General features: G+C 40.0%; 12 protein-coding genes and 2 pseudogenes. 11 read left to right on the forward strand and 3 right to left on the reverse strand.

Annotated elements, in window-relative coordinates:
- Positions 1–228 precede the first annotated feature (228 nt).
- From J7E77_RS07805 to J7E77_RS07820, 4 genes and pseudogenes are all read left to right on the forward strand, one after another.
- The gene (locus J7E77_RS07805; RefSeq protein ID WP_214713393.1) at positions 229–549 is read left to right on the forward strand and encodes a metal-sensitive transcriptional regulator; all 321 of its coding nucleotides are present in this window, start codon (positions 229–231) and stop codon (positions 547–549) included.
- A 16-nt stretch (positions 550–565) separates the two neighbouring features.
- A complete protein-coding gene (gene copZ / locus J7E77_RS07810) occupies positions 566–772 on the forward strand; it encodes a copper chaperone CopZ (RefSeq protein ID WP_214713394.1) in 207 nt (68 codons plus the stop codon).
- Positions 773–856: 84 nt separating this feature from the next.
- Positions 857–3,054: pseudogene (locus J7E77_RS07815) on the forward strand (heavy metal translocating P-type ATPase).
- A 33-nt stretch (positions 3,055–3,087) separates the two neighbouring features.
- Positions 3,088–3,435, forward strand: a pseudogene (locus J7E77_RS07820) (nitrite reductase); the annotation flags it as partial.
- A 285-nt stretch (positions 3,436–3,720) separates the two neighbouring features.
- On the opposite strand, the gene J7E77_RS07825 reads toward J7E77_RS07820, so the two are convergent.
- The 3 genes from J7E77_RS07825 to madL form a co-directional block, all read right to left on the reverse strand.
- Complete coding sequence (locus tag J7E77_RS07825) at positions 3,721–4,320, reverse strand: YdhK family protein (protein ID WP_308160467.1); 600 nt, start codon at positions 4,318–4,320, stop codon at positions 3,721–3,723.
- A 725-nt stretch (positions 4,321–5,045) separates the two neighbouring features.
- Positions 5,046–5,810 carry a malonate transporter subunit MadM gene (gene madM, locus J7E77_RS07830; protein WP_214713395.1) on the reverse strand — a complete coding sequence of 255 codons (765 nt, stop codon included), beginning with the start codon at positions 5,808–5,810 and terminating at the stop codon, positions 5,046–5,048.
- On the reverse strand, positions 5,791–6,204 hold the full coding sequence (gene madL / locus J7E77_RS07835; protein WP_214713396.1) for a malonate transporter subunit MadL: 414 nt from the start codon (positions 6,202–6,204) through the stop codon (positions 5,791–5,793). The genes madM and madL overlap by 20 nt, the downstream gene beginning before the upstream one ends.
- A 297-nt stretch (positions 6,205–6,501) precedes the next feature.
- On the opposite strand from madL, the gene J7E77_RS07840 reads away from it, so the two are divergent.
- From J7E77_RS07840 to J7E77_RS07870, 7 genes are read left to right on the forward strand one after another with little or no spacing between them, the layout of a single operon-like run.
- Positions 6,502–7,152: a GntR family transcriptional regulator gene (locus tag J7E77_RS07840; RefSeq protein WP_214713397.1), complete on the forward strand. Its 651-nt coding sequence runs from the start codon at positions 6,502–6,504 to the stop codon at positions 7,150–7,152.
- A 37-nt stretch (positions 7,153–7,189) separates the two neighbouring features.
- Entirely contained in the window at positions 7,190–8,131 is a 942-nt protein-coding gene (locus tag J7E77_RS07845) for an ACP S-malonyltransferase (protein WP_214713398.1), read from the forward strand.
- A 29-nt stretch (positions 8,132–8,160) separates the two neighbouring features.
- The gene (gene mdcA, locus J7E77_RS07850; protein ID WP_214713399.1) at positions 8,161–9,807 is read left to right on the forward strand and encodes a malonate decarboxylase subunit alpha; all 1,647 of its coding nucleotides are present in this window, start codon (positions 8,161–8,163) and stop codon (positions 9,805–9,807) included.
- Positions 9,808–9,823: 16 nt separating this feature from the next.
- Positions 9,824–10,693, forward strand: a complete 870-nt coding sequence (locus tag J7E77_RS07855; protein WP_214713400.1) for a triphosphoribosyl-dephospho-CoA synthase — start codon at positions 9,824–9,826, stop codon at positions 10,691–10,693.
- Positions 10,694–10,714: 21 nt separating this feature from the next.
- The gene (locus J7E77_RS07860) at positions 10,715–11,026 is read left to right on the forward strand and encodes a malonate decarboxylase subunit delta (protein WP_214713401.1); all 312 of its coding nucleotides are present in this window, start codon (positions 10,715–10,717) and stop codon (positions 11,024–11,026) included.
- Entirely contained in the window at positions 11,001–12,698 is a 1,698-nt protein-coding gene (mdcD, locus tag J7E77_RS07865; protein ID WP_214713402.1) for a biotin-independent malonate decarboxylase subunit beta, read from the forward strand. Before J7E77_RS07860 ends, mdcD begins: the two co-directional genes overlap by 26 nt.
- Positions 12,689–13,303, forward strand: a complete 615-nt coding sequence (locus tag J7E77_RS07870; protein ID WP_214713403.1) for a malonate decarboxylase holo-ACP synthase — start codon at positions 12,689–12,691, stop codon at positions 13,301–13,303. Before mdcD ends, J7E77_RS07870 begins: the two co-directional genes overlap by 10 nt.
- Positions 13,304–13,854: the final 551 nt, after the last annotated feature.

The raw sequence follows: 13,854 nt of genomic DNA on the forward strand, positions 1-13,854 counted from the left end.
CCAATATTCGGGTTATAGTTCACTTTTCAAATCATAGTTTTTTTTCTATGTCTCAATTCGGAAAAATGGACCAGTCTAACTTGCTGATATGGTGAATCTTCTTCAACAATTTCACAGTAACCAGATGCGTTTGAAAAAGCAAAATAAAGTCTATTATGAAAAATATTTTCTAAATTCCTTCGCATACACTAGGGGGGTATAGTATAATATAACTGTGGAGGCGATAGCATGGATGAAAACGCAAATCATGATTGTCAACTTTCTGAAGGAAGAAAAAGCCATCATTCAGATAAGGTAAAGAAAAACTTAGTTACCCGTTTAAATCGAATCGAGGGTCAAATTCGTGGTATAAAAGGATTAATTGAAAAGGACACATACTGTGATGATGTTATAACACAAATCTCAGCTACACAGTCTGCTTTAAACAGTGTGGCAAAGATTCTTCTAGAAGGACATTTAAAAACTTGTGTATTGGAACGAATTAACATGGGTGATACAGAAGTTTTAGATGAGGTACTTTTAACAATTGAAAGATTAATTAAAAAATAAATGGGAGTGATTATTAATGGAAAAAGTAACATTAAAGGTTAACGGAATGTCATGCGGCCATTGTGTAAAAGCTGTTGAAGGAAGCGTGGGAGAGTTACAAGGTGTTAATTCTGTAAAGGTTCATTTGAAAGCTGGAAATGTAGATGTAGAATTTAATCCATCAGAAGTGTCATTAAGTAAAATCAAAGAAACCATTGATGACCAAGGCTATGATGTTGAATAGAATAAACAGATAACGTGCTTTGAAAAAGCACGTTATCTTTAACAAAATTATATACCCCCCACCAGTATAAGAGAGGTGTTTAATATGAGTAATAAAATAAAAGAAACAAATTTTCAAATTACAGGAATGACCTGTGCTGCATGTGCAACAAGAATTGATAATGGGCTCAAAAAAATGGAGGGCGTAAAAGAAGCGAATGTTAATTTAGCACTTGAAAAGTCCACCATAAAATATGATCCTGAAGTGGTATCTGACCAGGATTTTCAAAAGAAAATTCAGAATTTAGGCTATGATGTTGTAATGGAAAAAAATGTTGACTATCGCCTAAAAGAAATAAAGAATCAACAAGGAAAGTTTATATTTTCATTAATCCTTTCCTTGCCATTATTATGGTCAATGGTTAGCCACTTTTCCTTTACGTCGTTTATTTATTTACCTGATATACTAATGAATCCATGGGTACAATTAGCACTTGCCACTCCCGTCCAATTTTTTATTGGGAAGCAGTTTTATGTCGGGGCATACAAAGCATTTCGAAATAAAAGTGCGAACATGGATGTCTTAGTTGCTCTAGGAACATCAGCTGCGTACTTTTATAGTTTGTATGAAACTATTCGATCAATAGCTTCCCAAGAACATATGCTGGATTTGTATTATGAAACGAGTGCGATTTTAATTACCCTAATCATTTTAGGTAAGCTATTTGAAGCTAAAGCTAAGGGCCGTTCATCAGAAGCCATTAAAAAGTTAATGGGTCTTCAAGCTAAAACCGCGATGGTTGTTCGAGATGGAATTGAAAAAGAATTACCCCTAGAAGAAGTAGTAGTAGGTGACATTGTTTACGTCAAACCAGGTGAAAAAGTGCCAGTAGATGGTGAAATTATTGAAGGACGCTCAGCATTAGATGAATCCATGTTAACAGGTGAAAGTGTACCCGTGGATAAAACGGTTGGTGATTCAGTCATTGGATCAACCATCAATAAAAATGGTTTCTTAAAGATAAAAGCAACAAAAGTCGGTAGAGATACAGCATTAGCACAGATCATTAAAGTTGTTGAAGAAGCACAGGGTTCAAAGGCTCCTATTCAACGACTAGCTGATCAAATTTCAGGCGTTTTTGTTCCAATTGTTGTAGGCATTGCAATTGTGCTTTCTTGATATGGTTTATCTGGGTTAGTCCAGGAGAATTTGCAGTAGCTTTAGAAAAATTAATTGCTGTTCTAGTTATTGCCTGTCCTTGTGCACTAGGTCTTGCCACACCAACGTCCATTATGGCTGGTTCAGGGAGAGCTGCCGAATTTGGTATTCTCTTTAAAGGCGGGGAACATCTTGAAACAACACATCACATCGATACAGTGATCTTAGATAAAACAGGAACGGTTACAAAAGGAACTCCACAATTAACAGATGTTATTTTACATGAAAATATTGAGGAGGAAGAGTTTTTATCCCTTATAGGTTCTGCTGAAAATCAATCTGAGCATCCTTTAGCACAAGCCATTGTTCAAGGGATAAAAGGGAAGAATATCCCTTTTAAAGAGGTTCAAGAATTTGAAGCTATTCCTGGTTATGGTGTAAGTGCTGTTATAGAGAATAGAGGGATTCTAATAGGAACCAGAAGGCTTATGAAAAGAGAAAATATAGATATTACAAAAGCAATATCGAATATGGAAAGCCTTGAAAATAACGGAAAAACGGCAATGCTAGTTTCAATTGATGGAAATTATATTGGTATTGTAGCCGTAGCAGACACCATCAAAGAAACATCAAAAGAAGCGATTCGCCGTTTATTAGATTTGAATATTAACGTTGTTATGATTACTGGTGACAATAAGAGGACTGCTGAGGCTATTGGTAAAGAGGTTGGTATTGACCATGTTATTGCAGAGGTTCTTCCAGAGGGAAAAGCAGAAGAAGTGAAGAAACTTCAAAATGAAGGAAGAAAAGTGGCAATGGTCTGAGATGGAATTAATGACGCCCCAGCTTTAGTTGTCGCTGATATTGGAATGGCTTTAGGTACAGGTACGGATGTGGCTATGGAAGCTGCTGATAGTACCTTAATAAGTGGGGATTTAAATACAATCGCAGATGCCATCATTATGAGCAAGAAAACAATTCGAAATATCAAGCAAAATTTATTTTGGGCATTGGCCTATAACGTGGTAGGTATCCCGATTGCTGCAATCGGCCTTTTAGCACCATGGCTCGCTGGGGCAGCTATGGCTTTTAGTTCCGTGTCGGTTGTATTAAATGCTTTGCGTCTCCAAAGGGTTAAGCTATAGATTTAAAGACAATTAAAACAGGGGAGAAAAAATATGGTGAATGATGTTAAAAAAATAAAGATCGCAATTAATGGAGGAATTGGGTTTGGGGCAAAACTCAACTCACAACAGCTTGTGATCATCTCTAAATATATGAATGAAGATGAGGAACTTGAACTTACTATATTTCAACAACTATATATAGAAATTCCAGAAGATAAAAAAGCAGAAATCATAGAAGAATTCAAAAGTGTTGGACTAGAATGTTATCCAGTTGGAAACTCTGTAAAGAGCTTGAGGACCTGTAATTTTTGCAAAGGGGAAGTAGAGGAGGGGATGCCAGTGGCAAAAGAATTAAATCGACGTATTCCTGGTAAACCTGTCCCCTTTACCCTTAAGGTTTATATTCACAATTAGGAAAGAAACGGGAGACATTCTATAAATTTTTGAAACGAATAGGCAGAGTGTAAGTGCTGTTTATCGCATTATGTTTTATGAATATTAAAAAAGCCAAAATATGCAAGTAGTGCATAAAAACTTGCATATTTTAGGCTTATTAATTTTTATTCCTTATTTTGTTAAAGCCCCCGATAGTACATAGAATCACTCTTTTTGAGCCCTCTTGTTGAAGAAAAGTACCAGTAAAATCAAGAATAATCATCATTTACTGGTACTTTTTTGTTATTTTTATTTAGATGAAAGTTCACTTTCTGTTACCCATTTATGATTTGTTACTTTTTCTCCACCAGTTGTAGGAGTGAAATCAACCATATACACAGTAGTTTGTTGGGCTGAATCGATCACAGCAGTTGCACCTTTCATCCCCGTCATATGGTCCGCCTCTACAATCACTTCATCACCGGGTTTATATGGTTTGTCGCTAGCATCTTTAATTTCTTCATGGATAATCCATTTATGATTTGTTACTTTTTCTCCACCAGTTGTAGGCGTATACGAAATCGTATATACAGTAGTATCGTAGGCACCTACAATAGTTGCTTCAGCACCTTTCATGCCTTCCATGTGGTTAGAATTAATAATGGCTGTACTTCCAACTTTAAAGGTTGGATTTTCGGCTTCTTTTAAACCCTCTGGTACTTCACCAGAACTGGAATGATTCATGTCATCCATTCCTTCATGGTCCTTAGAGCTTGAATTCTTTTCTTGTTCTGTTTTCTCACCATGATTCATATTCGAATGCTCATTCGCCTCATCACCATTTGAGCATGCTGCTAAAAACAGGGCAGTGATGACAGTAAGAAGAAATAGGATAGTACGTTTTTTCACTATAGTTACCTCCTTAAACTTAGTTACTCAGTCATAATACATCAAAAATGTGCAGAATTTGTGCAGAACACATTAAAATCTCGTTTAGAATCATCCAGCTTCTCTAAAAATTATTTTTCCTTATAAAGGAAAAAGGATGTCAGCTGCTGTCATTATTTTTCATACATCATAATTATTGTACTCTCCCATTCTTTATTAAAGCTTTCCAGTTACCACCTTTATCTTTGGTTTGGTAGATGTCATTTTTGTTAGTAATCACCGTAATTTCGTCTCTGTTTTTAGGATTAGAAGCAATAAACATAATTGAATTTTTAGAATTAATTTCTTCTGGTGTGGGCTAATTTAAACTTTACACCATTTGAAGATTCCAATACCTGTTTTAAATTACGTAATCTTCGAATCTCTGATTGTATATGTAATACTGCTACTAATATCACCTTTTTTGATTTCATACTGGATTAATCATTTCTTTCATTGGTGAGTGTGTCGTAGCAGCATTTAGCTTTGAGGTCTACTATTCTCTATAATTCCTTCAAATCCAGTAAAAAATCACAAAGGGGTTCGTAATGAAACCATTCCGAACCCCTTTGTCGACAAACTGAGAGCCTCTCCATAAGGAAAGGCTCTTTTTTTACTAAAAGAATTGAAAAGGTTTTTGAACAGTTCTCCACCAGAAATAAACATTGTTAATGAGTTTAAACGATCACCAGTAGAAAGTTCATTAATTAAGCAAAAATTGCTTTTGTTATCAAAAATAATACTGAAGGGCCAAGCAGGCAGCCTAAGCCAGTATAAAAAGTGGCGGTTACTGCTCCGTAGGGAACCAATTTTGGGTCTGTTGCGGCTAATCCTCCGGCGACGCCGCTTGTTGTTCCCATTAATCCTCCATATACCATTGCCGTGCGCGGGTTGTTTAATCCGATATATTTTGCTACAAATGGGGTGCCGATCATCGTAAGAATTGATTTTACAAGACCTGCTGCAATACTTATGGTAATGACTTCAGAACTTGCCCCTATTGCTGTTCCTGTAACAGGTCCCACTATGTAGGTCGCTGTCCCGGCACCTATCGTGGTTAAGCTAACTGCGTCTTTATATCCGAACGCTAATGCAATACATACTCCTATAATAAAGGAGAGGATTACACCAATAAACAAAGATAAGACTCCATTTACTCCAGCCTTTTTAATTTCACTGAAGTTGGCCCCGAAGGCAGTGGCAACAATCGCAAAGTCCCGGAGCATACCGCCGCCCATCAGGCCGATTCCTGTAAAGAGGCTTATGTCTGCAATTCCTTTCTCTCCCCCTGTAATTACTCCTCCGATATAAGCAAGCAAAAGACCGAGGGTGATGGCAATAGCTGATCCGTGAATCCGCCCTTTTGTTAACTTGTCAGAAATGAAATAAGAAAGATACATAGTAAAGCCAACAATGGCAAAAGAAACAATTAAACCATTATTTTGAAATATACTACCTAATGTTTCTAACACGCTGTTCGCCTCCTATCATTTCACTTTCATGAGTCTCATTAATCGTACCGCCCCTGCTAAGAAGGGGGACAACTGCCCAACTAATAAGTACTACGGCCACACCTGCAGTAATCGCAAGTACTCCTCCGTCAAGAGCTGCTACAACATTTTGCTGTGCCGACATGGCAACAACAATCGGGATGTACATTCCACTCCAAAAAGCCAGTCCTTCTTGCGTCTGTTTGTTTAACTTTTCTTTCTTTTTCAGGTATTCCACAATCAGAATCAGCATCAGCATGGCAAAACCGACACCGCCGACATTTGCGTCAATCCCCAGTATGTTTCCGAGGAGATCTCCAAAAAATACCCCTCCCAAAAAGCAAATAGATAATAAAGCGACACCAAAAATGATCATAGAATTTCTCCTTTTCAATTTTTTTGCTTTAGACTAAAGAGACAAAAGCTATAACACGGAGAAAACAAAACAATGCTGGCCTAGACAAAGAGGGGAGATTGAAAGATCAAGATATGAGTAAGCGTTTCCAAACTAAGAATCAACAGTCGACTGTATTCTAAAATCCATAATAAAACGAAAGAAAAGAAAGTGTCAATTCATTTTTAAAATTTTCTAAAAATATTGAATTTTCTAAAGGTGGTGGTTATAATAATAATCGACAGTCGACCAAATTTTCTTTGAGGAGGAGACAGAGTCATGGAATCTCGTAAAATTAATGAAAATGCTCTATCAAACCATATAGCTGAACATATTACCGAGCAAATAATTAAGGGGGAGTTAGTACCAGGGGAAAAACTGATCGAACATATTTATGCAGAGGAGTATGGAACAAGCCGTGCGCCAGTACGGGAGGCCATTTATTTACTGTCAATTGAAGGTCTTGTGGAGAGAATACCGCGGAAGGGAGCGGTTGTAAAGGACTATACAGAGAATGAAATCTATGACCTCCTTGAAATACGTAATATGCTTGAAACGATGGCCATCGAACGGATTCAGAGAAACGGAACGGATCATGGATGTCTGCAAAAAATGGCTGCTATTTTGAGAGAAATGAAGGATATTACTGATGTTCATCTGTATACCCAGTTAAATCACTCCTTTCATATGAAACTTGTGGAGATGAGTAAAAGTGAAACAATTAAAACGATGTATTCCCGTTTGGGATGGCCACTGCTTAGGATCCAGAGTCTTTCATTCGCAAATAACGGAAACATTGAAAAATCAGTACACGAACACGAAATGTTAATTGACCTTTTAACAAAGGATAATATAGCAGAGGCTGCCAAACTCTTAACTCGCCATAATCAGGATGTTATTTCTAGTATTAATAAAAAGTTTGCTCAATAGAGTTATATTGACTGGTGCCTAAAAAGGGGTATGAAAGATGAAACTAGCATTCTTATTTCCTGGCCAAGGATCCCAAAAGCCGAATATGCTTCATCATCTACACGATCACCCTGTAATTTCAGAGGTTATGCATCAAGCTGGTGATATTCTTGGAGAAAGTGTATACAAGTTGGATTCGATGGCTGCATTAGAGTCGACGACTTCGGTTCAGGTTTCATTGTTTGTTTCGTCAGTTGCTGTTTTAAAAGCATTTGCATCCGAAGGTGTACTCCCAGACATTGCGGCAGGCCATTCTGTCGGCGCTTTCAGTGCAGCGGTCGCATGCAAGGCGATTGATTTTACTGATGCTGTCAGAATGGTGAAGCTTAGAGGACAATTGATGGAGCAGGCCTTTCCATCAGGTTATGGGATGGGGGTTATTACAGGAATCGACGTACGTACGATGAAAGGAATAGTAGAAACATATTTTATCGAAAAGGATCCTGTTTACGTAGCAAATATCAATGCACCAGATCAAGTTACGATTTCCGGTTCCATTGCGGGAATCGACAGGGTTATCAATCATGCAAGGGATAGAGGGGCTAGAAAAGCGGATGTCCTAAACATTAGTGTACCTTCACATTGCCCCTTACTCCGACCGGTTTCAGTTTCTTTGTACGAAGAACTTTCAAAAATTCATTTTCGTTCACCAATTATTCCTTATGCTTGCAACAGGACAGCAAGGCTTTTAAAATCACCGGAAAAAATCAGAGAGGATCTTGCTTTTAATCTTTCACATCCAGTCAAATGGCATGATATCTCTTCGGTTCTTTGTGAACATGGAACAAGGCTTTTTATTGAAATGCCTCCTGGGCACGTCCTGGCCAGTTTAGCAAAAAAAGCTTTGCCTGGTGCCCGTGCTGTATCTGTTGAAGAAAATGGGTTTAGAAATTGTCTGTTATTGGCAAAACGTTTTTCTTCAGACCATTCTAAGTTTTAAAAATTATAAAATGAAAGGGGATACATAAAATGCAGACAATAAAACAACGTTCTTGGAAAACTCGATTAGAAGCAAAAGAAAAAAGAATCGCGAACATGAAAGGAATCGCCCATAATCGGATTATTCCCACAAACAAAATCGTTGAGGCACTTGAAACATTGATCATGCCTGGAGACCGTGTCGTTTTGGAGGGGAACAACCAGAAACAGGCATCATTCCTTTCGGTAGCTCTTGCCCAGGCAGATCCAAGAAAATTGTACGATTTGCATATGATTATGTCGAGTATATCCCGTCCTGAGCATTTGGATTTGTTCGAATCAGGAATCGCCAAAAAAGTGGATTTCTCCTATTCAGGTCCTCAAAGCCTTCGAATCGCGCAAATGCTTGAAGATGGCAAGCTAACCATAGGTGAAATTCACACATATGTTGAGCTGTATGGAAGGCTGTTCATCGATTTGATTCCATCTGTTGCTTTAGTGGCGGCCGACAAAGCCGACGCCGAAGGTAATTTATACACGGGACCAAACACGGAAGAAACTCCGACCCTTGTGGAAGCAGCAGCTTTTCGAGACGGAATTGTGATTGCCCAGGTAAATGAATTGGTAGATAAATTGCCGAGGGTTGATATACCAGGTTCCTGGATCGACTTTGTTGTTGTTGCTGATAAACCGTATCAGCTGGAGCCTCTTTTCACCCGGGATCCCCGGCATATTACTGATATTCAGGTACTTCAGGCAATGATGATCATTAGAGGTATCTATGAAAAACATCAGGTGAAATCGCTGAATCATGGAGTTGGTTATAATACGGCGGCTGTTGAATTGCTGCTCCCCACATACGGTGAGTCGCTAGGACTGAAGGGGAAAATATGTAAACACTGGGCTTTGAACCCGCACCCGACGCTTATCCCTGCGATTGAAAGCGGCTGGGTAGAAAGTATCCATTGCTTTGGCGGTGAAGTAGGCATGGAAAAATATGTGGCAGCAAGGCGTGATGTATTTTTTACAGGGCGGGATGGAAGTATGCGATCAAACCGTACACTATGTCAGCTTGCTGGACAATATGCTGTAGATTTGTTTGTCGGTTCCAGTTTACAAATAGACGCTGCAGGTAATTCCTCAACCGTAACCCGTGGCAGGCTAGCAGGGTTTGGAGGTGCACCAAATATGGGGCATGATCCAGGGGGACGGCGCCATTCTTCCCAAGCCTGGCTCGACATGATGACAAATGACGACCCACTTGTACGCGGCCGCAAACTGGTTGTCCAGGTCGTCGAAACATTTCAGAAGGGGAACAAACCAATTTTTGTTGAAAATTTGGACGCTGTGGATGTTAAACACGATGCCGGGCTTGCTGTTGCACCCGTTATGATTTACGGCCAGGATGTTACTCATATTGTGACAGAAGAAGGGATTGCCTACTTATATAAAGCAAGCAGCTTGGAAGAGCGGAGACAGGCGATTGCAGCGATCGCGGGTGTTACCCCGATTGGACTTGAACATGATGTGAAAAAGACCGATAAATTGAGGAGAGAAGGGTTGATTGCACTTCCTGAAGACCTCGGAATAAAAAGGACAGAAGCAAAGCGTTCTTTACTGGCTGCCAAAAATATTGAAGAGCTGGTGGAATGGTCAGATGGGTTATATGAGCCGCCTGCTAAGTTTAGAAGCTGGTAACAGGGGGACTTTGAAGATGAATCACATCCAAACAGATATTCAGTATCTTGGGAGGCTTGCAGTGCAATCGCTCATCGAGGAAGCAGAACTAACGCCAAAACCAGGGCTCGTTGATAAAGAAAATTCCGGAGCGCATACAGACATGTCGATAGATTTAATGATCAGATCGGCAAAAGCATTGGAGCCTGCATTCAGAGAGATGGCTAAGGCAAGTTATAAAAGCGAGTCGTCACAGGAACTGCGAGAAGAGATTGCCGCTATCGGACGTCAAGGAGAAAAGGATATGTTCGAAGCTACATGTGGCGTTAACACACATAAGGGAGCCATTTGGGCATTAGGGCTGCTTGTCTCGAGCGCAGCCATGAACCCTGGAGAAACATCTATGGACAATATTGCTTTGTCCGCAGGAAAGCTTGCCCTTTTTCCAGACCGGAATCAACCAGAAGAAAAGACCAATGGTGCATATGTAAAAGAAAGGTACGGGGTCAATGGTGCCAAAGGTGAAGCTCAGCAAGGGTTCCCCCATTTAAGAAAGATAGCTTTACCTGTTCTTTATGTGTCAAGAAGAAAAGGTGTAACAGAAAATCTTTGCAGGTTAAACGTCTTAATTGCGCTTATGGCTAGTCTGGATGATACCTGTATTTTGCACCGTGGAGGTTCGAAAGCACTGGTCAGTACGAAGGAATTTGCCAATGAAATCCTGAAATCAGGCGGAGTTTGGACTGCAAATGGCTGGAAGGTTTTAAAACAGCTGGATCAATCCTTGCGCTGGACTAATGCTTCCCCAGGTGGAAGCGCAGATCTGCTGGCGGCTACTTTATTTCTGGATTCTCTTCATCTGTATACCAAGAACCAGACATATCCGCAAACTACATTAGCTAATTAATAAAAAAAGGAGGACCGCAAAATGGAAAGATTAACATTTCGTTTTCCCGCAACTAAAATCCTTAAGTCGCATGCACACGTGGGAGTAGTTGGATCAGGTGATCTTGAAATCTTAATGGAACCGACTGAGGGTGAATATGCAGACGTTACCATACGGACTGGAACCACAGGGTATAAAGAAATATGGAAGACTGTCCTTGAGAGGTTTTTTATACAAAATGCTGTATCCGCTAAGATTATGATTAATGATTTTGGAGCAACTCCCGGTGTTGTCACATTAAGACTCGCACAAGCATTGGAGGTGGCAAATGTTGCTGAATACATTAAAAAGTAGTTTTGTAGAATGTAGTGGCCGTGAAAGGGCACATATGTTACTTGATGATTCCAGCTTTAGGGAACTGCTTGATCCATTTTCTGGGGTTGAATCACCTCACTTGGAACCTCAGGGGATTGTTCCGCAAAGCGATGATGGAGTCATCATTGCCAGAGGAGAATTGAGTGGAAACTCTTTGTTAGTAATATCAATAGAAGGAAATTTTCAGGGGGGAGGAATTGGTGAAGTTTCAGGTGCTAAAATTGCAGGGGCTTTAGAACTTGCTTTGAAGGAAAATCAATCCGGCACATACATTTATCCTGTTTTAATATTTGATTCTGGAGGAGTCAGGCTGCAGGAAGCAAATTATGGACTGTTGTCGATTGCAGAAATCGGGGCAGCGATTGTTGCTCTTAGGGAATATGTACCTGTCATTGGTATAATCCCAGGAAAAATCGGTGCCTTTGGAGGTATGTCCATTACCGCAGGCTTATGCAGTACGTTAATCATGACACGCGAAGGACGCCTCGGCTTAAATGGTCCAGAAGTAATTGAGCAAGAAGCAGGCATCGAGGAATTCGATTCGATGGACCGCCGTCTGATTTGGAACACCATCGGAGGAAATCAAAGAAAAGCATCTGGTTTCACCGAAATCTTGGTGGAAGATGATTGCGACAGATTGAAGCAATCCATACTTTCTTCCATCGCGCAGGGTAAAGAGGATACACCAAGAAGTGCTGAAGTTGATAGATATATAACCTTTTTAGAATCGGTTAATCCGTCTGAGAAACTGACTCCGGAAAAGATTAGATCCTTATGGATTCAGTCCGACCTAACCATTAAGGGGGATTGCGCACAACGCGGTAAAATTGACTTAGGCGAAGGTGTTAAAAGCAGGGGACAAAAATGGTTTAATCTATTGACATCGGGGTCACCGGATATCGGAGAAATCCCTTCGGTGCTTTGTGCAGACTCCTTTATCGGCAATAAGGCTGCCCGTTTCCTTGCAGTTGTCCCTGATAAAGCCAGCCGCTTTCCAAGAGCCAGGGCAGGTGAATTCGGACTAGAACAGGGATGGATGATCGCCAAGTATATCCGGGAAGCAATGGAGGAGGACCGAAATAATGAGAAGCGGGCAATTGTTGCAATTGTCGATGTACCAAGTCAGGCGTACGGATACCGTGAAGAACTTTTGGGAATCCATCAAGCATGCGCAGCAGCTGTGGATGCCTATGCATCAGCAAGATTGGCAGGCCATCCAGTGATTGCATTTATTCCAGGTAAGGCGATTTCAGGAGCTTTCCTTTCCCATGGGATGCAGGCCAATCGGCTGATCGCTTTGGATGACGAGGGTGTAAATGTGCATGTGATGTCCAAACAATCAGCTGCCAGAATTACCCTTCGAACAATTGATGAACTCGAAGAAGCAACGAAAAAAGTTCCGGCGATGGCGTATGATATCCGATCCTTTGAAAAACTAGGCGCACTTCATGAACTGATTGTCGGAGTCAATGCAGATGAACCTAATGAAACGGACCTACTGATCGTATGCAGTAAATTAATGTATGCAATCGCGGACATAAAAAACAGCCCAAGGGATTTGAGCAGCCGGCTAACTTCTACTTTTGCCAGAAATGGCGGACGATCAGCTTCCATTTTGGTCAGAGAAAAGTTGAAAGAACAATGGTGTTAGAACCACATGATCTATTGGAGATTAACCGCAGGGATTTAATCAGCCACTCTCCAATCCCTGATTGGGCTGTACTTTCTCTTGAAATTGCTCCATTTGTAGTGGTCCGCAGGGCAATTGCTCCTAATGGGCAGGTAGCTGTCGGGATTAGGGGCAGAAATAGAAATGAAAGATTTGCCGCATTTTTACCGAAAAATCGAGTGATTCAGCAAATTAAACCAGAACATCTTACTGAATATTATCTGTGGGAAAATAAACAGGCACCTGTGTTTTCAGCTCTGACAAATTCAGCATCCCTATTTATCGAAAACAGTCTTACCTGGGGCCCAGGAGGCAGTGTTGGCTTTGAGCTTGCCAGCAGTGTTGAAGCTGTAACTTTAGAAAGTGATCTTGATATTATCATTCGTGCCCCTGAACCGCTCCCAATGGATGTGGGTGTCCAGATTGTTCAAGACTTGAAGAAAAGCCCGGTAAGAATAGATGTACAAGTAGAAGCACCAAAAGGTTCGTTTTCTTTAAGCGAGTATGTAAGGGGCAGTGAACTTGTATTATTAAAAACATTCTCCGGACCAAGGATGAGTAAAAATCCTTGGAATGACCCAAAATAATAAACAAAAAACGGTTCAATTCTTTAAAATGAGAATTGAACCGCTTTTTTACTTTATGTAAATTGTCGTGTATCAAAAGGTATATTATGAATCGTTTAATTAGATTATTTGACTTTGAAGTTAAGTTTAGCAAAGATGTCGCTCGCTATATTAAGGAAGAAGAGTAACGACACTTGGGCAGGCTGCAAACAACAATTGAGAAAATAAAGATCAAAAAATAGTCCCTCGGATTATTTGGAGTGCTGATACCTTTGCTTTATTAACTCATAGAAAAGACCAGTTACAGTTTGAATCACTAAAAATACAGGGAAAGAGTAAGAAAGTTTATAACCTTTCTGTAAATGAATGATTTCCAGCCGAGTAAATATCCACTGTGCTCCAATACCTAAGAGGGTCCACACCACAATATAACAAATAAATGTTTTTTTAGAAACTTTGAATGATTCATATAGATAAATAAAGATATAACCAAAAGTGCAAATAAGAAATAATAGACAAGATCAAATAATTCGTAGTGATTTGAATCGTTCACTCTGTAAAAATCCGCCAAT

This window comes from Bacillus sp. ISL-77 (assembly GCF_018613105.1).

Coding starts and splice junctions, on each gene's coding strand:
- J7E77_RS07805 (WP_214713393.1), top strand. CDS start 229: ATGGATGAAAACGCAAATCATGATTGTCAACTTTCTGAAGGAAGAAAA.
- copZ (WP_214713394.1), top strand. CDS start 566: ATGGAAAAAGTAACATTAAAGGTTAACGGAATGTCATGCGGCCATTGT.
- madL (WP_214713396.1), bottom strand. CDS start 6,204: ATGATCATTTTTGGTGTCGCTTTATTATCTATTTGCTTTTTGGGAGGG.
- J7E77_RS07840 (WP_214713397.1), top strand. CDS start 6,502: ATGGAATCTCGTAAAATTAATGAAAATGCTCTATCAAACCATATAGCT.
- J7E77_RS07845 (WP_214713398.1), top strand. CDS start 7,190: ATGAAACTAGCATTCTTATTTCCTGGCCAAGGATCCCAAAAGCCGAAT.
- mdcA (WP_214713399.1), top strand. CDS start 8,161: ATGCAGACAATAAAACAACGTTCTTGGAAAACTCGATTAGAAGCAAAA.
- J7E77_RS07855 (WP_214713400.1), top strand. CDS start 9,824: ATGAATCACATCCAAACAGATATTCAGTATCTTGGGAGGCTTGCAGTG.
- J7E77_RS07860 (WP_214713401.1), top strand. CDS start 10,715: ATGGAAAGATTAACATTTCGTTTTCCCGCAACTAAAATCCTTAAGTCG.
- mdcD (WP_214713402.1), top strand. CDS start 11,001: ATGTTGCTGAATACATTAAAAAGTAGTTTTGTAGAATGTAGTGGCCGT.
- J7E77_RS07870 (WP_214713403.1), top strand. CDS start 12,689: ATGGTGTTAGAACCACATGATCTATTGGAGATTAACCGCAGGGATTTA.